Below are 20055 nucleotides of genomic sequence, written 5' to 3'. Positions count from 1 at the left end.
TACAAATTATGCCAGCAGTTAAAGTAAAACGCGCCAGTTCCTCTGTGGACATGACCGCGATGTGCGACGTGGCGTTCCTTTTGTTGACGTTCTTTATCCTAACGGCCCAGTTCCGGTCGCAGGATGCTGCCGCCATCGAAACACCTTCGTCCATCTCCGGAATCAAGGTCCCCGATAACGATATCATGACCATTGGTCTTGGTAGAGATGGCAAAGTCTATTTCGGTATTGACAATGCGCAAAACCGCATTGCTATGCTGGATAACATTGCTGCCGCCAAAGGGCTTTCTTTTTCGAACAATGAAAAGAAAGAGTTTTCTCTAATGTCGAACTTCGGTCTGCCGATCAATCAGTTGAAATCTTACCTGAACCTTCCTAAAGAACAACAGGCAAAAGTAAAACAACCTGGCATCCCAACCGATTCGACCGGCGCAGCGCCAACGAATGAATTGAAAGAATGGGTTTACAATGCCCGGAAGGCCAACAACAATCTTCGAATTGCGTTGAAAGGCGATAACCTCGCTAAATTCCCCGAGTTCAAGAATGTACTGGCTACGCTACAAGCGCAAAACATCAACAAATTCAACCTGATCACGGGCACAGAAGCCCCCCCGGCTGGTTGGAAAGCTGATTAATTGCCTAGCGATTGCGACTATAGTTGATTTTCACCACGCGAATCTGTTAAGAAAACATGGCAGAAATTAATACCGGCGGTGGTGGTGGTAAGCATGATGGTGGTAAGGTACGGTCCAAGAAAGCGTCAACCCGTGTGGATATGACGCCCATGGTCGACCTGGGATTTCTCCTGATTACCTTCTTCATTCTGGCCACTACCCTGAGCAAACCATCTTCGATGACGCTCAACGTGCCGGATAAAACAAAAACAGAGGAAACGGAGCCGATCAAGGCATCCAACGTAATGACGATCTTTCTGGGGAAAGACAACAAAGCGCATTACATTTTCGGTAAAGCGGCTAACGAAGACCCTGAAGTGAAGACCGTTGGTTATGGCTACGAATTCCGCCAGGCACTTCAGGAAAATGCCCGGAAAGTAGGTGGCGAAAAGTTTGTGGTAGTTATTAAGCCAACCAAGCAGTCGACGTACAAGAACATGGTTGATGTGCTGGACGAAATGGCTATCACCAAACTCAAGCGGTATGCCCTGGTGGATGTACTCACTCCGGACGAGAAGAAGCTTCTCAAAGACAAAGTAAAATTAGACGCATAACACCATGGCAGAACTAGACTCCAAGGCAACACTCGATGATATCGTATTTGCCAACCGGAACCAAGCGTATGGTGCCTATGATTTGCGGAAATCGTACCCTAAAACTGTAACACGGGCCCTGGTCATCGGTGGTATCCTGTTCACCTTAGGCGTATTGACTCCAACGATCATTACCGCTCTAACTCCGGAGAAAACCGAACAGGCAATGGTCGAGGTGGACTTGATGAAGCTTCCACCACCGCCTATTGATCCGAACGAACCGCCACCACCGCCACCACCACCGGTAGAACTACCGAAGGTGAACACGGTGAAATTCCTCCCGCCGGAAGTGAAACCGGATGAGGAAGTACCCGAAGAAACGCCACCACCGGCTGTTGAGGAATTGAAGGAAGCTGTAGCTGCCGAAAAAACGCAGGAAGGTGACCCCAATGCCGAAAACATCATTGCCGCTCCTGAAGCATCGGCCGCTCCAACCAAAGTGGAAGTTGCCGTGGAGGCTGCCCCGAAAGAAGAGGAAATCTTTACGGTAGTAGAACAGCAACCTGAGTTTAGCGGTGGTATGGCTGCTCTTGGTCAATACCTAAGCAAAAACCTTCGTTATCCGGCAGCAGCTCAACGGGCTAACGTTTCAGGACGTGTGTTTGTCAGCTTCGTTGTTAACACGGATGGTAGTATTCAGGATGTACAGGTGCTGAAAGGTCTGGGCTTTGGCACAGATGAAGAAGCGCAACGCGTAGTAAAAGGTATGCCGAAATGGCGTCCTGGTAAACAATCAGGTCGGCCGGTTCGGGTAAAATACAACCTACCGATCAACTTCACGCTGGAATAAACCCTATGCGCGGACAAAATCGAGGTCCAGCGCGGCTAACGCTGTATATTTCAGTATTGGCTTCACTGGCATACTTGGGAGGAGGCATCGGACTGATTGCCTCCTCTCAGTCTTTTGGGGTGCTCCCAGAGCCCGGCCCGTTTCGGTATAGTATGGGAGCGTTGCTACTTATTTATGGCGCCTTTCGGGCGTACCGGGCCTATCAACGCTTTCAGGAAGATGATTAGACAACTTTTGTCCATTGCCTTATTGGCTGGTTTGATGGGCTGTGGCAATGGCAAACCGCCGTTAGACAACCCTTCGCGCGGAAACATCGTTATCGCAGCCGATGAATCATTCCAACCACTAGTCACTCAATTGACATCGGCTTACGCTGGTATTTACCCAAACGTTCATTTCGATGTTGTCTATAAGCCTGAGCAGGAAGCTATCAATATGATGCTTCATGACAGTGCCCGATTAGTCTTTACGACCCGTCCACTAAGACCGAGTGAGCGTGCTGTACTTGACAAAAGTAAAATCAGAGGAGCGACCGAGAAAATTGCGACCGATGGTGTAGCACTCATTGTTAACAAGGCCAATACAGATAGCCTGATTACCATGACTGACTTACAGCGCATTTTTAGTGGGCAGACGAAGACCTGGAACCAGCTAAAAAATGGTAATCAAAACAGCCCAATCACACTGGTATTCGATAACAACAATTCCAGTAATTTAGAGTTTGTTTTGAACACCTTCAAGGTCAAAAATGTTAATAACATACGAATCTTCACGACGCGCTCAAATCGAGAAGTTATAAACTTTGTGCGCAAGAATCCATCGGCATTGGGCTTCATCGGCGTCAATTGGATTAGCGATAGCGATGAACCTCTTTCAGTAGAATTAGCCAGGGACTTGCGTGTCATGGGCGTGTCGGATAAGCTGAATCCAACAAAACGCGATGATTACTTTCAACCATTTCAGGAAGATTTAGGCATGCAGCGTTATCCCTTGCGTAGACCCGTCTATATATTAAGCCGTGAAACGCACCCTGGATTGGGCGGAGGACTAATAAACTACATTGCCCGAGATGCAGGTTCGCTAATCATTCGTAAATTGGGCCTTTGGCCCAGAATTCCGTATGATCGCATAATAAATCTAACTAAATAAGTAAGTTTTTGGGTTTATCTGCAATTTTTTAGATTTGCTAATTCGTTTAATAGGTACTAACCAAATTCCCTAATTTCCAACTTGAATTACATGATGAACAACCAGAAGCAATCGCTGATGACCATCCTGTTCGTAGGGGCAACTATGGCGGCCCCTTTGATGGCGCAGGACGTCCAGACAGCCTTGAAAGATGTAGAGGCTGAGCGATATAATAAGGCGGGGCAAACGCTAACGCAGTTGGCCACCAGCTCGCCGACGGCTGACAATCAGTTTTATCTGGGCTATTATTACCTGAGAAGTGGGCAATTGGATAAGGCAAAAGCGACGTTCGAAAAAGGAGCCGCTGCCGATGCTAAAAACCAATTGAACAATATTGGCCTGGCAGGTGTGGCCCTGGCTAAAGGTGATGGAGCAACAGCTAAGTCGTTAATTGATAATGCCGTTGCGCAAACGAAAAGTAAGAATCAGGACGTTCTGATTCGTGCTGCTGAAATGTACACCCTTTCGGATCAGCCAAAGCAAAATGATCCGGCAGCTGCGTTAAGCTTACTGACGGTTGCCGACGAGAAGGATAAAAAGAACGAAAACGCCGAAATCGAAATGTTGATGGGCGATGCATACTTCCTGAAAAATGATGGTGGTAACGCCATTACGAAGTATGAAAATGCTCTGGCGATTAGTCCTAATCTGGCTGAAGCTAATTACAAGATTGGCCGTTTATACCTACGCGGTAAAAACTACGCGAAAGCACAGGAGTTTTTCAAACTGGCTATCCAAAGCGATCCCGAATTTGCTCCTACATATCGTGCATACGCTGATGCTCTGGCTAACTCCCGTGCGTATAAGCCAGCCGCTCAAAACTATGAACTGTATGTACAGAAAAGTGGAACGACAGATCCTGAGCAGTTACTTGATGTAGCTCGCTACAAATTCCTGGCGCAGGATTATCAGGGAGCTGTTGCTTATTTGGATCAACTCAAAGGGAAGGTTAACAACCCAATCATCGACCGAATGTACGGATGGTCTTACAGTGCTCTGGGTAAAAATGCTGAATCCGTTGAAGCGCTCAACCGGTTCATTTCAACGGCACCACAAAAAGTAATGGCCGACGATTACAAATACCTGGGACGGGCCGAAGCGCAACTGGGTACACCAGAGGGAGATTCGCTGAGTATTGTTAACCTGGAGAAAGCAGCTCCAATGGACACAACGGAGAACCTTTATCGTGAGATTGGTAAGAAATATTATGAGACCAAGCGTTACGATAAGGCGGCTAATTATTATGCCAAGACGATTCAGAATGACAAAAAACCACAAAACAATGATTACTTGTGGTTAGGTCTTGCTAATTATCAGTATGCGCCACGGGTTGGCCGGGACAGTTCGGCTGCTCCGATGGATACCGCGCAGATTCGTCAGGTAAAACAACAGTACTATTTGCGGGCTGATTCAGCTTTTGCCTTAATGGCACAGAAAATTGAAGCAGACGGCAAAAAGTACCCGCTGGCTTATTACTATCGTGCAGGAGCTAACTATTACGCCTATCCGAAAGAACAAGAGAAAGCAGCTAGTTTAGCAGGTCCATTGTACGAAAAATTCATTGAGCAGGCATTATCGCCAGACTCGACGGATAAAACGGATTACAGGCGTTATCTGGTAACGGCTTATAAAGCACTGGCTGGATTCGCTCTCTTGAAGAAAGACGATACTAAAGCTAAAGAGTATTTCGATAAAGTGCTGGCTATTGACCCTAATGACGAGAGCGTCAAACGGGCATTGGAAGGGCCTAAGGCTGCGCCAACACCAACGGCTAAGCCTAGTCCGAAAGCACCTGTTAAAAAGAAAGTGGCCAGTAAATAAATGAATTTTCTGATTTCAAGTTATAAAAGCGTAGGTTTAACACCTGCGCTTTTTTTGTTTTTTGGAATAAAGCGGGTGGCTATCAGGGAATACAGCAATTTTATCAAAGGGTATCGTAACTTTGCGAGCGCATTTTTCGACTGATCGACACTACCATTAAAACCGTATGCTTAATCTTGTACTGTTTGGCCCCCCGGGTGCCGGGAAAGGAACCCAAAGCGAGTATTTAATCAAAAAGTATAACCTGATTCACCTGTCAACAGGTGATCTGTTACGATCCCAGATTGCAGCCGGGACTGAACTCGGCTTACAGGCCAAACAATTAATGGATCAAGGTTTACTGGTGCCTGATGAGGTGGTCATCGGTATGATTGAGAGTAAATTACAGGAAAATAAATCTGTTTCAGCAACTTCGGCTGCGGGATTTATTTTTGATGGATTTCCAAGAACGGTGCCACAGGCTCAGGCACTGGATGAGCTTTTAAGCCAGCATAATACGAAAATCACCAAAATGATTGCGCTGGTCGTAGATAGTGAAGAATTAACTCGGCGACTTTTACTCCGGGGACAAACTTCCGGCCGACCAGATGATCAAAACGAAGAATTGATTCGTCGTCGGGTAAAAGAATACAATGACAAAACTGCTCCAGTAGCTGACTATTACAGTCAGCAGGGGAAATTCGCAGCCATCGACGGCATTGGCGAGATCGACACTATTTTCGAGAAAATATGTCATCAAATTGATGAGTCGAATGGGCAGTAATTAGTAACTATGGCTTCATCAAATTTCATTGATTACGTAAAAATAAATTGCCGTTCGGGTGCGGGCGGTGCTGGTTCTGTTCATTTTCGTCGGGAAAAGCATACCCCAAAAGGTGGTCCCGATGGCGGGGATGGTGGCCGGGGCGGTCACATTATTCTACGGGGTAATTCGCAGCTCTGGACGCTTTTACACTTAAAATATAGAAAGCACGTAAAGGCGGGTAACGGTGTGGCAGGCGAAGGTGGTCGTCGGAGTGGTGCTCAGGGTGAAGATGTCATTTTGGAAGTGCCGCTTGGCACAATTGCCCGGGATCCGGAAACGAGCGAAAAATTAGCCGAAATCACGGAAGATGGTCAGGAAATTATTCTTTTCCCTGGTGGAAGGGGCGGTATGGGCAATGACCATTTCAAAACACCTACACAACAGGCCCCTGACTATGCGCAACCTGGTGAACCTGGCCGCGAAGAATGGGTCGTACTAGAGCTAAAATTATTAGCTGATGTTGGGTTGGTAGGGTTTCCAAATGCGGGCAAATCAACATTACTATCTGTATTATCGGCAGCCCGGCCCGAAATTGCCGACTACCCGTTTACAACCCTTGTTCCTAATTTGGGGGTCGTAGCGTATAGAGATTACAAATCGTTCGTAATGGCCGATATACCGGGTATTATTGAAGGCGCTTCGCAGGGCAAGGGATTAGGGTTACGCTTTCTTCGCCACATTGAACGCAACTCTATCTTACTTTTTTTGATTTCAGCGACATCAGAAAATATCCGGCAGGAATATAATACGTTATTAAACGAGCTGCGAGAATTCAATCCAGAGTTGATGGACAAAACCCGCATGCTGGCTATTACAAAGATTGACCTCATTGACGAGGAAGCCCGCCTTAAACTGGCTAATGATTTACCCAAAAAAGTACCCGTTGCTTATGTCTCAGCGGTGAGCCAGCGAGGCCTGGATGAATTGAAGGATATTATCTGGCAAAATCTAACAAGTATCGAGCCAGTCTGATCATACCCATATTTGTTTATCAACAACTAGCCTATTAGGCTAGTTGCGCCTTTAATTATTATGAAAAACGTCTCCGTAACTTTAGGTACGGCCTTTATTTTATTGCTCCCATTTCTGGCAATAGCCCAAATTCAGGTTTCTTTTCCTACAAATCGAGCGGTTCTTCAGCGAAATAATGCCAATCAGGCGACCATCCGCATCACGGGTTATTATACGGCGTCGATAACCCGAGTAGAAGCACGGTTGCAAGCACGTGATGGACAAGGCACCTCAATAGATTGGCGAACTATTCAGAATAATACCGCGGGTGGGGTATTTGCAGGCGATATAGTCGGATCAGGTGGCTGGTATAATTTGGAAGTGCGGGGTATGAACGGCGACCAGCAAGTCGGCAATATAACAACCGTTGAACGAGTGGGCATTGGCGAGGTATTTATAGTAGCCGGCCAATCAAACGCACAGGGAATACACCAAAATGCGCCCAACCCACAAAACGACCGGGTAAATTGTGTAAACTACCGATATCCTGACAATGGTTTTCCAAACGACCCGGCGGTTCCGGTTTACACGCTACTTGATAATTCGCCCGGCTTCACTATTGCCCCCAGGGGAGTAGGGAGCTGGTGCTGGGGCCAACTCGGCGACCTTTTGGTAAAACGCCTGAACGTCCCGGTTATGTTTTTTAATGCGGCCTATACCGGCACATCGTCTCAAAACTGGAGTGATAGTGCTCCAGACGGCGGTGCAGCTTATGGCCCGGGTGGTGCCTATTTACCTCGTCAGCCTTATATAAATCTTAAAATCGCGCTGCAATTTTATGCCAGTTCGCTCGGCGTTCGGGCCGTTCTCTGGGAACAGGGGGAAACAGATAATCTGCTAAATGTTCCGACTAGTCAATACGTAAGGCAGCTTCAGGCAGTAATTGCCCGTAGCCGCTCGGATTTTGGGCAAGCTATTCCCTGGGTTATTACCAGGTCTTCGTATGGGGATAATTTCGGTGTCGATGCTAACATTATTGCAGGGCAGAACCAGGTTATTTCCTCAACTGCCAATGTTTTCGCTGGTCCTTCTACGGATGCTATTCAGGTACCACGAAACCGTCCTCCTCTCAATGATCCCGAAGGATTTCACTTCGACTTTAACGGTCTGATTGAAGTTGCCAACGCCTGGAATGGCAGTTTAAATGATGCTTTTTTTCAGAGTTCAACTCCATCGAGCCCGAAGCTATCCCCTACGCTCTCGGTTGCCTGCGCCAGCAACAATAATCTGACGCTGTCCGTGAACGGCGCGTTTTCAAGCGTTCAGTGGGAGTCGGGCGAGTCGGGTAATACGATTACCAAAGGTGCAGGGACTTACCGTGCTAAAGTGAAAGATGCCCAGGGAAATACCCTTTTTACGGGGCAGGTCAGGGTATCGGATGCCCCGGTAGCAGCTACGACCGACAACCGCCCACCATCTGTTTGCATCGGCAGTAGCCTGGCTCTAACAACAAATTATGATAACGTAACCTGGTTAAATCAGCAGAACAATCAAACAGTAGCTACCTCAAGAAACTTCTCTACGGTTTCAGCAGGCATATACTATGTTCGTTATCGGGATGTAAGTGGGTGTGATTTCACGTCAAATACCCTGAACGTTAGTGTAAATCCATTACCACCTACACCCACAATCTCCAATGAGAAATCAACAACGTTCTGCCAGGGCGACAATACCACACTACGGGCCAGCGCCGATAATATTCGGTACAACTGGAGTGACGGACAAAACGGTAAGGTGATCAGCGTTGGTAATTCAGGAAATTATTTTTTGACCGTCACCGACCAGAACGGTTGCACATCGGCCCAATCCAACACAATTACGGTAACGGCGAATCCAGTACCCGCTAAGCCTGTCATCGCGACAAGTGGTCCAACTACATTCTGTGCCGATCGCAATATTGTTCTAACGGCGCCCCAGAACGTAGCTTATCAATGGACGAGCGGCCAAAATAGCCAGAGCATTACACTTAACCAGTCGGGCAATTTTGCGGTACGGACCACGAATGAATTCGGGTGTACATCCGTCCAGTCAGACGTTGTAACGATCAAGGTAAATCCCTTACCAGACATCCCTTCGGTTTCGGCAGTGGGAGCAACCACTTTTTGCGATGGTAATCGGGTAACCTTAAATGCGAGTAGCCCAATTGATATCGTTTGGTCGAGCGGTCAAACAGATAAGAGTATTATCGTTGGTACATCAGGCAATTACGCGGCACAGGCTCGTGACCAGAATGGCTGTTTGTCACCTTACTCTTCTGTTCTGGCCGTAAAAGTTAACCCATTGCCTGCGACACCAGTCATATTGGCCAACCCATCCCCAATTATATGTGAGGGAGACCGCGCCACGTTGCGGGTCGATGGGCCTTATACGGTTTTTTGGAGTACCGGCGATTCAACGCAGCGAATTACAACAGGCACTCCGGGTAGTTACTCGGCCAGCGTTCGTGATGTAAATGGATGCCGATCGTTACAGGCAGGCTCAATTGCCGTTGAAACGAGACCTCTCCCTCCTGCTCCAACCATAAACGTGATCGGTACCTATACCCTCGAGGCTGTGAGTTCAACGAATGGAACTCAATTTCGCTGGCGTCGGGGTACCGACTCCCTAGCTGCTCAAACAGCTATAATTAAAGCAAACCAATCGGGAGTTTATACCGCCCGCTCCTCTATTGTTTATTCGCAAACACTGACCTGTTTTTCGACCCCATCGTCGCCAATCACCTTTACGATCGACCCCAACAATAGAGGACTGAGTATCTATCCAAACCCAAACCCGGATAAGATTTTGACTCTGGAAACCCAGTTCAATCTTACCAATGCTACTGTTACCGTTTATACATTGACTGGCCAGGTAACGCTGACAGCCGCTGTTCCGGTATTTGATGAACGTAAACAGCTTGTCTTAACGGCCCTTCCGTCTGGTTCTTATATTCTTCGCGTTCAGGCTGCCGACTTCGACGTTTCCAAGCGAATTCTAGTTGGATTGTAATATTAATCGTCTAGTGGCCGTTTAATCATAGAAATTAGCCTTAATTTTGCACTTTATCGGGAAAACGTTTTCGCCATTTAGTACCTTAATCTATACTAAATAGCGGTCTGTTTTTGCGTAGACCAGTATTTAGTAGCCACTTGTGGTAGTAGCTCAATTCAAAAGTTATTGAAAAACAAAAAATGAGAAACCGTTATTTTCTACATTACCTGTTAGCAGTCAGTTTGATGGCCGTTAGTACATCGGTATCAGCTCAGACGGCTAGCCAGGTAATAAAAATTACATACCCCGAAAGTAGGGCTATTTTTCAGCGTGAAAACGATAATACTAGCACGATTTATTTGTCAGGAAGCTTATACCAGCCCGCCGACAGTGTGCAGGCTCGTGTTCAGGCGGAGGAAAGTGGTCAGGGAACCAATACCAACTGGGTCACTATCCAGAAAAACCCACAGGGAGGTATTTTTCAAGGTGCATTGCGAGCTAGAGGAGGCTGGTATCGGTTGGAAGTTCAGGCATTCACGGGTGGTGTGGCTACCGGCACTGATGTCATTCGTAAAGTAGGCATTGGCGAAGTATTCATTATAACGGGTCAGTCAAACGCGCAGGGTTTTCAGAACTATGGCGCCGTGGGTGCTGGCGACGATCGGGTCAACTGTGTAACGTACGACAATAGCACCGCTAACTCGCTTGGCGACCCACCGGCACCAACTTTCCAACAGTTGACGGCCACGTCATTGATTGGACCTCGTGGCCAAAGTGCCTGGTGCTGGGGCTATCTGGGCGATTTACTTGTGAAGCAATACAATGTTCCTGTCTTATTCATCAACACAGCCTGGCAGGGCACTACCATTCAGAACTGGCGGGAAAGCGCCGATGGTAAGATCACAAAGAACCTGTTTGCCTTGGGCACGCCCAACGAAAATTTTCCAACGGGCATGCCTTATGCTAATTTGGTTATAGCGTTGCGGTATTACTGCTCGCTCCAGGGGTTAAGAGCCGTTTTGTGGCAACAGGGCGAGTTCGATAACTTCCCGCTGCACTCTACCCGGAAAGATTATGCCGATAATATGCAGTACCTGGTTAATAAAACACGGGGCGATACCGACCGATATCCTGCCTGGGTCTTGGCCCGTTCGTCGTATAACAATGGCCAGGTCAGTCAGGATATTATTCAGGCACAAAACGATGTGATCAACACGTACAATAACAACGTGTTTGCCGGTCCATTTACGGATAATATCCAGATTCCGCGCTTCGATGATGTCCATTTCGGCAACCGGACAACCAACAATCCAGGCGATAAAGGCCTGAATGATTTGGGACAGGCTTGGTTTGCGAGTATGAACGCCGTTTTTTTCTCCAGTTCACGCCCCTTACCACCTTTACCACAGCCAGTCATTAATGTAGCCTGCGCAACCAATAATAATTCCATCACACTCAGTTTGCCTAGCCTATACAATTCATATACCTGGAATTCAGGACAGAAGACCCAGAACATTACGGTTAATCAATCAGGTGTTTATCGCGCCGTCCTGAAAGACAAAGTAGGCAATACTTATCTGTCACCAGCGCTTGATGTACAAAGCCCTATTCAGCCAACGACACCGACTCTATCGCTGGCCAGCCAACCAGGTACTGTGGTGGCTAATCAACTACAGGTTTGTGCCGATTCTAGTTTATCCCTTCTGGCCAATACGTCGGCAAACAGTACGGGCATTTGGAGTGTAAGCACGACGACAACCGTTAGCAAAACGATCAATCTGAATCAATCAGGAACCTATTCGGTACAGGCGGTAAACGTTTATGGCTGTAAATCAGCTCAGCCTGCTACGATAACTTTAAATGTGCGCCCTAAGGTACCCGTACCCAGCGTCGAGCAAATCGGAGCTTATAGTTTGCAGGCTGTTTTGCCAGTCCCAACAGGTGGTCAACCCGACTTATTCGACTGGCGCCGGGGGGCAGAAGTGATTCCCCAAAGAAGTGCCGTAGTGAAAGTCGTCGTTTCGGCCAACTATTCGGCCCGCACGCAAACAACCTACACTTTGCCGAACAGTTCGACCCTAACGTGCTACTCTGATTTCAGCGTTCCTAAAGCCTTTACGTTCGACCGGTCCAACGGCGGTTTGAGCGTCTATCCAAACCCAGCCACCACAGGTTCGGTCACAATAGAAACTATTGAAGATCTTAAAAACGCAGATGTCAGTATCTTCTCGTTGAGTGGTCAAGAACTTTTTTCCACCCAGGTACCCTCTCTCGATGAACGTAAAGCGATTGATGTTTCAGGCCTGGCTCAGGGCATTTACCTCATCCGGGTCCGTTCGGCTAGTTTCGATATATCCCGGCGTATTATTATTAACAGATAGCGTTATTCTCAGACCTTAGTTGCAGAAGCCGCCTTGTATAAGGCGGCTTCTGCCTTTTAGCCCTTCTAATCTGCTTGTTTAGAGTTGATAAAATAACTCTTGTGGCTTATCTTTGAAAGATAGTGGAACGAACGCCTATGCGTAGGTAAATAGCTTTATTGGTTTTATCGCTACCTTTGCGCTGTTCCTGTCAACTACTACTATGAACGCAACTTATCTTCCGGCCGATTATTTACCGGTGCTTATTCAACTGGGTCTGGCACTTGGCTTCATCGTAACGACGATGATTGTTACACACTCAATCGGACCGAAGCGCAACAGTCAGAAAAAAGATGATCCGTTCGAATGTGGTATTCCTGTACAGGGTGACGCCCGTACTCCGATTTCGATCAAATATTTCCTGATTGCCATTCTGTTCGTCCTATTCGACGTTGAAGTTATCTTTCTGTATCCCTGGGCTGTTAATTTCAAGGGGTTGGGTGTAACTGGATTTATTGAAATGGTGCTGTTCATGGGGCTGCTTCTAGCGGGTTTTTACTACGTGATTCGCAAGGGAGTTTTGAATTGGGAATAAGCATTTAAATGAATTTTAGAACATATTTATTCGTTGTTACAGTAAGCAACTATAACCGCAACAGCGGACGTGTTTTTTATGGCAACTGATATTAAGCTGGCTGAGGCCCCCGCGAGTTATGATGGCCCGGGATTTTCGGCTACTTCGTTCGATAAAATTATTGGACTCGCCAGGGCAAATTCGCTTTGGCCCTTACCCTTTGCGACTTCGTGCTGCGGTATCGAATTCATGTCGACCATGGCTTCCCATTACGATCTGGCCCGATTCGGATCAGAGCGGCCCAGCTTCTCTCCCCGTCAGGCCGATATGCTGTTGGTAGCCGGCACGATTGCAAAAAAAATGGGACCAATCGTCAAGCAGGTATACCTTCAAATGGCCGAGCCCCGCTGGGTTATCGCTATTGGTGCCTGTGCGTCAAGTGGCGGTATTTTTGATACATACAGCGTTCTGCAGGGAATCGATCGCATCATTCCAGTTGACGTGTATGTGCCAGGTTGCCCACCACGTCCTGAACAAATTCTGGATGGTGTGATGCAGTTGCAGGAGCTAGCCAAAAACGAGTCGCTCCGTCGGCGCAATACAGAGGAATACACCAAGTTGCTGAATTCTTATAGCATTCAATAAATAGCAACTCATGGATGAGAGACGGAACGTCACAATTTCGGCTCCATCTCCTGGTTTGCTTAGTCACCCATTCACTCCCTGATAATGCTGACCAACGAAGAGGTTGCGCAGATACTAATAAACCAGTTTGGCGAAAGTGTTACGGACTTTGATGATCCGTACAACCTGTTAACGTGTTCGACCAGCCGGGATCAGATTATTCCGCTCGTTAAGTACCTGCAAGAGCATCCAACACTGAAAATCGGCTTTCTTACCGATATTACGGCGATTCATTATCCGGATTCGACCGGAAAGGAGTTTTGTGTGGTCTATCACTTGCATAGCCTGCCTAATAATTTCCGGGTGCGGATTAAAGTCTACCTAGCCAAAGAGGATCTTCACATCCCAACGATGATTCCGCTCTACGCCAGTGCGAACTGGATGGAGCGTGAAACTTTCGATCTATTTGGTATTCTCTTCGATGGTCATCCCGACTTACGCCGGATCCTGAATATGGAAGAAATGGACTACCACCCCATGCGTAAAGAGTATCCACTCGAAGACGCAACCCGAGAAGATAAAATTGATGCTCTGTTTGGACGATAAATATTAGTGAAAGAGCGAAAGAATGAAAGAGCGTTGAAAATCAGCTACTCGTCATTCTTTCACTCTTTCGCTCTTTCGCTTTTTAACTATGGTTTCCGAAGAACTCGATATAGCGAATAAAAACTTGCCTGCTGAGCAGGGTCCGGTTCAATACGTCAACGAACTGACTACCCTTAACCTTGGCCCGACTCACCCGGCAACGCACGGTATTTTCCAGAACATCCTCCAAATGGATGGTGAGAAAATCGTGTCGGGAGAGCAAACAATTGGCTACATCCACCGAGCATTTGAGAAAATTGCCGAACGTCGCCCTTTTTACCAGATTACAACCCTCACCGATCGCATGAACTACTGTTCGTCGCCCATTAATAACATGGGTTGGCACATGACAGTAGAAAAGTTGCTGGGCGTTGAGGTCCCCAAACGGGCGCAGTATATTCGCGTTATTATGATGGAATTGGCCCGATTGGCCGATCACCTCATCTGCAACGGTATATTGGGGGTGGATACGGGGGCATTTACCGGCTTCCTGTACATCTACCAGGAGCGGGAAAACATTTACGAAATTTACGAAGAAGTTTGTGGAGCCCGCCTGACGACCAACATGGGTCGCATTGGTGGTATGGAGCGGGACCTGTCTCCTACAGCTATTCGCAAAATAAAAGAGTTGCTCGTTCGCTTTCCGAAAGTACTGGCTGAATTCGAGAACCTGTTCAACCGCAACCGGATTTTCATGGATCGCGTCGTCAACGTCGGGGCTATTTCAGCTGAGCGGGCCTTGAGTTACGGTTTCACAGGCCCTAATCTCCGGGCTGCGGGTGTCGATTACGATGTACGGGTTATGAATCCTTACTCGTCGTACGAAGACTTCGAATTCGACATTCCGGTTGGCCAAAGTGGCGACACCTATGATCGCTTCATGGTTCGAAACGAGGAAATGAAGCAAAGTCTGCGAATCATTCAACAGGCAATCGACAACCTGCCCGAGGGTTCATATTTCGCCGACGCCCCTCAGTATTATTTACCTCCTAAACAGGAGGTTTATAAGAACATGGAAGCGCTCATTTATCACTTCAAAATTGTGATGGGCGAAATCGATGCCCCTGTTGGTGAAGTTTACCATGCGGTTGAAGGCGGCAATGGTGAGCTAGGCTTCTACCTGATCAGCGATGGTGGCCGAGCCCCATATCGCCTGCACTTCCGTCGGCCGTGCTTTATTTATTACCAGGCTTACCCGGAAATGTGTAAAGGACTGACTCTGTCGGATGCTATCGTGATCATGAGTAGCATGAACGTCATTGCCGGTGAGCTAGACGCGTAATCTAAAACACAATTGGCCATGAAAGTCGATTGGGAAGAGCTAGTAACAACATCTCATCTGAATACGGTTGGGCTGATTCGCCAACTTGTTGATGAGCACAATTACGAAGAAGCTGGGGAAGGATTAAATGGGCTGTATTAAGCTATGGGAAGAGCCGAACGGCATGCCTTAAGCAGTCAGCCACGTCGATTGATGGTTCATATTCTTACATGGAAATACCAACCAGAAAAGCGTAGTACCAATTGGGTTCGTACTATAGTAAATGCGAGACAGGAAATTAGAGAACTACAAGAATATATGCCATCGCCCAATCGCGACTATGTTGAAAGCGTTTGGCAGCGAACTATGAGTACGGCTATCGAGGGAGCCAAAGCTGAAATGAATCTTTCCAAAAACGATACATTTGAACCAGCTGAACTAACCTGGGATGAAGTTTTTGATGCTGAATACCTGCTGTAAATAATGACGACTGAGACAAATAATTCCGCTGTAACATTTACGCCCGAGCGGGTTGCTAAAGCGCAGGAAATCATCGCCCGCTACCCGGAAGGCAAGCAAAAATCGGCCCTGTTGCCATTGCTACATTTGTTGCAGGAGCAGGAAGGCTGGACCAGCCCCGAAGGCATGGACCATGTAGCCCGAATGCTCGATATCCAGCCGATTGAAGTGTATGAGGTAGCCTCCTTCTATACCATGTACCACCTCAACCCGGTTGGCAAACACGTTATTGAATACTGCCGTACAGGCCCATGTTGCTTGATGGGTGGTGAAGACGTATACGCTCACCTGAAGCAACGGCTGGGTATTGACACCGGGCAAACAACTGTAGACGGTCAGTTTACGCTAAAGGAAGTTGAGTGTTTGGCAGCCTGTGGTATGGGGCCGGTATTCCAGGTGCGGGAAAAATATTACATGCACCTCACCAACGAACGGGTGGATGAGATCATTGACGAATTGTCGAAATAACCCACTATGGCGACCAAGATATTAACCGAACATATCAACGTTCCCGGCATCGAGACCTTCGATGTGTACCGGAAACAGGGCGGCTATACGGCCGTTGAAAAGGCAATCAAGACAATGACGCCCGACGCCATTGTTGAAGAGGTGAAGAAAGCAGGTGTTCGGGGCCGGGGTGGAGCCGGATTCCCGATGGGTATGAAGTGGAGCTTTCTGGCCAAGCCCGAAGGCGTTCCCCGTTACCTTGTCTGCAATGCCGATGAATCGGAGCCGGGTACGTTCAAGGACCACTACCTGATGAAGAACATTCCCCATCTGCTTATCGAAGGGATGATCATCTCGTCGTTTGCACTGGGAGCGAACAAGTCGTTCATCTACGTACGGGGTGAGCTGATGTATGTTATCAACATTCTCGAAAAAGCCATTGCCGAAGCCAAAGCAAAGGGTTTTTTGGGCAAAAATATTCTGGGAAGCGGCTATGATCTTGAATTAGTCGTTCAACCCGGCGGTGGCGCGTACATCTGCGGTGAAGAAACAGCCTTGCTCGAATCGCTGGAAGGAAAACGCGGTAATCCCCGAAATAAGCCCCCCTTCCCGGCTGTAAAAGGACTGTACCAAAGCCCAACGGTGGTGAATAATGTTGAATCCATTGCCACAACGTCATGGATCGTTAACAACGGTGGCGATGCCTACGCAGCCATCGGTATTGGTCGTAGCACGGGGACCAAACTGATTTCGGCGTCGGGCCATATTAACAAACCCGGTGTTTACGAAATTGATCTTGGTGTTCCGGTCGAGGATTTTATTTACGCCGACGAATGGTGCGGAGGGATTCGGCCGGGTCATAAGTTTAAGGCGCTCGTCGCAGGTGGCTCATCCGTCCCCATTTTGCCTGCTAATCTGGCCTTAACCTTGGCGAATGGCGAAAAGCGATTGATGTCTTATGAGTCTCTTTCCGATGGAGGTTTTGCCACCGGTACCATGTTGGGGTCAGGTGGTTTTATCGTTTTCGACGAAACGTCCTGCATCGTGCGCAACACCTGGAATTTCTCGCGTTTCTATCACCACGAGTCCTGCGGACAGTGTAGCCCCTGCCGTGAAGGTACGGGCTGGATGGAAAAAGTTCTCCACCGAATTGAATACGGCCACGGCCATCAGCAGGATATTGATTTGCTGGTCGATGTAGCAAAGAAAATTGAAGGCAATACCATTTGTCCACTGGGCGATGCAGCTGCCTGGCCAGTTGCCAGCGCTATCCGGCATTTCCGGGATGAATTCCAATGGCACATCGACCACCCGACCGAAGCAACCCAACCAGGCGCTGTTTATCGGGGCGATATGGCTTTGGTCTAATTACACTGCGGCTATATGCCGTTTAAGAACAGATTGATTTGCGGTATCATTGCCGCAGCACACTATATGGAAGACGTAAAGCCGCAACTGTTAAAAGTCACTATTGACGGAATTGAAGTTGAAGTGGAGCCGGGAACGACCATTTTACAGGCCGCTCGCAAAATAGGTCCGGCGGTAGCTCCTCCGGCCATGTGCTACTACCAACCGTTGAAAGGGAGTGGCGGCAAATGCCGGGCGTGTTTAGTACGGGTGGCAGCGGGGTCGGCAAAAGATCCACGACCTATGCCAAAACTGGTTGCGTCATGCCTGACGGCGGTTCAGGACGGCATGATTGTCGAAAACGAAACCAGCCCGCAGGTGATTGATGCCCGTAATGGGATCGTTGAATTTCTGTTGATCAACCACCCACTCGATTGCCCGGTCTGTGATCAGGCCGGGGAGTGTGATCTACAGAACTTTGCCTTCGATCACGGCAAGTCGACAACTCGTTACGAAGAAGACCGCCGGACGTTTGAGAAACGGGATATTGGCCCGTACATACAATTGCATATGACACGCTGTATTCTGTGCTACCGTTGCGTATATACGGCCGACCAGATTACCAACAAACGGGTTCATGGGGTGATGAACCGGGGTGATGCATCAGAAATCAGCACGTACATCGAGAAGGCTATCGATAATGATTTCTCCGGAAACGTTATTGATGTATGTCCCGTTGGCGCGTTAACGGATAAAACATACCGCTTCAAAAACCGGGTATGGTTTACGAAGCCCGTCGATGCCCACCGCAACTGTCCGACCTGCTCGGGAAAAGTGACTCTGTGGTACCGGGGAGAAGATGTTATTCGGGTAACGGCCCGCAAGAATGAGTGGAACGAGGTAACCGAGTTTATTTGCAATACCTGCCGCTTCGAAACGAAGAAAACGAGCGACTGGACCATTGAGGGGCCAACCAAAATATCCCGGAGTTCGGTTATTTCTGCAAATAAATACCGCGCCGATACAATCAAACCCAGTTTTGGTGAGCGCCTGGCAGCCGCCGATTACAAGCCGATTCACGATGAACGTGATACTTCGCAATTATCGATTCAGCAACTACCCGCCGAACGGTTTGCCAACGTATTGCCATCCGCTTTAGCGCCAGAACCTTGATAACAGTTGGTATGTAGTTTACGGTTTTCTGCTGGCGGCCATACAATAGTTACCTGGAAACCAACTGAGAACAAAAAACCAAAAACGTTAAAAAATGGACTTAACCATATTACTCGTAAAAGGCATCATTATCCTGGTCATATTCGGGATAACGCTTCTGATTGCGACTTATTCAACGTACGCTGAGCGTAAAGTTGCAGCCTTTCTGCAAGATCGCCTTGGCCCAAACCGGGCAGGTCCCTGGGGCTTGTTGCAACCCATTGCCGATGCGGGTAAGATGTTCTTTAAGGAAGATTTCATTCCGTCGCAGGCAAGCAAGTGGTTGTTCATCCTAGGTCCTTGCCTTGCTATGTTGACCGCGCTGATGTCGAGCGCCGTTATTCCTTTTGGAGACAGCATCCGGTTCGATAATTATTCCATTCCTGTTCAGGGAATCGAGATCAATATCGGCGTATTGTACATCTTCGGCATTGTATCGCTGGGCGTTTATGGCGTGATGGTGGGTGGCTGGGCATCGAATAACAAGTTTTCGCTTTTAGGTGCTATTCGGGCTGCTTCGCAAAACATCAGTTATGAAATTGCCCTGGGACTATCCCTGATCGCTATTCTAATGATGACCGGTTCGTTATCCGTACGAGCCATTGTCGACCAGCAAGCCGGTTTCTTCGAGTGGAATATCTTCACGCAGCCAATCGGGTTCATTATTTTCCTGACTTGTTCGTTTGCCGAATGTAACCGTACCCCTTTCGATTTGCCCGAGTGCGAAACGGAATTAGTGGGCGGCTACCATACAGAATATAGCTCTATGAAACTGGGCTTTTATCTGTTTGCCGAGTACATCAATATGTTTGTTTCGTCAGCGTTTATTTCGTCATTGTATTTTGGTGGATTCCATTATCCATTCATGAACGAAGTCGGTAACGCACTCGAAAAATCGATGGGGGCTATTACCGGTCACAACATTGCAACGGCTATTGGCTTTATCGTATTCTTCGGCAAAATCTTCTTTTTCATCTTCTTTTTTATGTGGGTTCGCTGGACGCTGCCACGCTTCCGCTATGACCAGCTGATGAATCTAGGTTGGAAAACACTCATTCCCCTGTCGATTCTGAACGTCATTTTAACCGGAGCGGGTCTGTTGTTCAATTTCAAATACGCCACTTGGCTCATTGTTGTCGTGATGGTTGTCATGGTCATGGTATCGTCGGCAAAGGCCCCGAAACGGGAAGCTATACCGCAAGGGGTTTAACAGC

20 protein-coding genes are annotated in these 20055 nt (G+C 47.9%); all 20 read left to right on the top strand.

Going from position 1 to position 20055, the window contains the following annotated elements; all coding sequences use genetic code 11:
• The first annotated feature begins 8 nt into the window (after window positions 1-8).
• Window positions 9-635 carry an ExbD/TolR family protein gene (locus ACYU8Y_RS02055; RefSeq protein ID WP_460933687.1) on the top strand — a complete coding sequence of 209 codons (627 nt, stop codon included), beginning with the start codon at window positions 9-11 and terminating at the stop codon, window positions 633-635.
• A gap of 56 nt (window positions 636-691) precedes the next feature.
• Window positions 692-1228 (top strand): ExbD/TolR family protein, encoded by a 537-nt coding sequence (locus ACYU8Y_RS02050; RefSeq protein WP_046578748.1) that lies wholly within the window; start codon window positions 692-694, stop codon window positions 1226-1228.
• Between the two features lie 4 nt (window positions 1229-1232).
• Window positions 1233-2057 carry an energy transducer TonB gene (locus ACYU8Y_RS02045; protein WP_460933685.1) on the top strand — a complete coding sequence of 275 codons (825 nt, stop codon included), beginning with the start codon at window positions 1233-1235 and terminating at the stop codon, window positions 2055-2057.
• Between the two features lie 5 nt (window positions 2058-2062).
• Window positions 2063-2284 (top strand): hypothetical protein, encoded by a 222-nt coding sequence (locus ACYU8Y_RS02040; RefSeq protein WP_046578745.1) that lies wholly within the window; start codon window positions 2063-2065, stop codon window positions 2282-2284.
• Window positions 2277-3206: a PstS family phosphate ABC transporter substrate-binding protein gene (locus tag ACYU8Y_RS02035; protein WP_460933683.1), complete on the top strand. Its 930-nt coding sequence runs from the start codon at window positions 2277-2279 to the stop codon at window positions 3204-3206. Before ACYU8Y_RS02040 ends, ACYU8Y_RS02035 begins: the two co-directional genes overlap by 8 nt.
• Window positions 3207-3296: 90 nt before the next feature.
• Window positions 3297-5066 carry a tetratricopeptide repeat protein gene (locus ACYU8Y_RS02030; protein WP_460933681.1) on the top strand — a complete coding sequence of 590 codons (1770 nt, stop codon included), beginning with the start codon at window positions 3297-3299 and terminating at the stop codon, window positions 5064-5066.
• A 166-nt stretch (window positions 5067-5232) separates the two neighbouring features.
• A complete protein-coding gene (locus ACYU8Y_RS02025) occupies window positions 5233-5829 on the top strand; it encodes an adenylate kinase (protein ID WP_460933679.1) in 597 nt (198 codons plus the stop codon).
• 9 nt (window positions 5830-5838) lie between these two features.
• Entirely contained in the window at window positions 5839-6843 is a 1005-nt protein-coding gene (gene obgE / locus ACYU8Y_RS02020; protein WP_460933677.1) for a GTPase ObgE, read from the top strand.
• Between the two features lie 60 nt (window positions 6844-6903).
• Entirely contained in the window at window positions 6904-9870 is a 2967-nt protein-coding gene (locus ACYU8Y_RS02015) for a T9SS type A sorting domain-containing protein (protein WP_460933675.1), read from the top strand.
• A gap of 182 nt (window positions 9871-10052) precedes the next feature.
• Window positions 10053-12233 (top strand): T9SS type A sorting domain-containing protein, encoded by a 2181-nt coding sequence (locus ACYU8Y_RS02010; protein WP_460933673.1) that lies wholly within the window; start codon window positions 10053-10055, stop codon window positions 12231-12233.
• A gap of 202 nt (window positions 12234-12435) precedes the next feature.
• Window positions 12436-12807 carry an NADH-quinone oxidoreductase subunit A gene (locus tag ACYU8Y_RS02005; protein WP_460933671.1) on the top strand — a complete coding sequence of 124 codons (372 nt, stop codon included), beginning with the start codon at window positions 12436-12438 and terminating at the stop codon, window positions 12805-12807.
• Window positions 12808-12885: 78 nt separating this feature from the next.
• The gene (locus ACYU8Y_RS02000; RefSeq protein WP_460933669.1) at window positions 12886-13431 is read left to right on the top strand and encodes an NADH-quinone oxidoreductase subunit B; all 546 of its coding nucleotides are present in this window, start codon (window positions 12886-12888) and stop codon (window positions 13429-13431) included.
• A gap of 84 nt (window positions 13432-13515) precedes the next feature.
• Complete coding sequence (locus ACYU8Y_RS01995) at window positions 13516-14016, top strand: NADH-quinone oxidoreductase subunit C (protein WP_460933667.1); 501 nt, start codon at window positions 13516-13518, stop codon at window positions 14014-14016.
• 88 nt (window positions 14017-14104) lie between these two features.
• Complete coding sequence (locus ACYU8Y_RS01990) at window positions 14105-15337, top strand: NADH-quinone oxidoreductase subunit D (protein WP_046578732.1); 1233 nt, start codon at window positions 14105-14107, stop codon at window positions 15335-15337.
• An 18-nt stretch (window positions 15338-15355) separates the two neighbouring features.
• Window positions 15356-15478: a hypothetical protein gene (locus ACYU8Y_RS01985; RefSeq protein WP_460933665.1), complete on the top strand. Its 123-nt coding sequence runs from the start codon at window positions 15356-15358 to the stop codon at window positions 15476-15478.
• 3 nt (window positions 15479-15481) lie between these two features.
• The gene (locus ACYU8Y_RS01980) at window positions 15482-15796 is read left to right on the top strand and encodes a DUF29 family protein (protein ID WP_460933663.1); all 315 of its coding nucleotides are present in this window, start codon (window positions 15482-15484) and stop codon (window positions 15794-15796) included.
• A gap of 3 nt (window positions 15797-15799) precedes the next feature.
• Window positions 15800-16303 carry an NADH-quinone oxidoreductase subunit NuoE family protein gene (locus tag ACYU8Y_RS01975; protein ID WP_460933661.1) on the top strand — a complete coding sequence of 168 codons (504 nt, stop codon included), beginning with the start codon at window positions 15800-15802 and terminating at the stop codon, window positions 16301-16303.
• 6 nt (window positions 16304-16309) lie between these two features.
• A complete protein-coding gene (nuoF, locus tag ACYU8Y_RS01970; protein WP_460933659.1) occupies window positions 16310-17650 on the top strand; it encodes an NADH-quinone oxidoreductase subunit NuoF in 1341 nt (446 codons plus the stop codon).
• A gap of 66 nt (window positions 17651-17716) precedes the next feature.
• Window positions 17717-18802: an NADH-quinone oxidoreductase subunit G gene (locus ACYU8Y_RS01965; RefSeq protein ID WP_460933657.1), complete on the top strand. Its 1086-nt coding sequence runs from the start codon at window positions 17717-17719 to the stop codon at window positions 18800-18802.
• A 94-nt stretch (window positions 18803-18896) separates the two neighbouring features.
• The gene (gene nuoH / locus ACYU8Y_RS01960; protein ID WP_460933655.1) at window positions 18897-20051 is read left to right on the top strand and encodes an NADH-quinone oxidoreductase subunit NuoH; all 1155 of its coding nucleotides are present in this window, start codon (window positions 18897-18899) and stop codon (window positions 20049-20051) included.
• Window positions 20052-20055: the final 4 nt, after the last annotated feature.

It is taken from the genome of Spirosoma humi (assembly GCF_054776575.1).
Note: the sequence above shows the minus strand (reverse complement) of the source record. Positions and strands in the feature narration are given on the sequence as shown.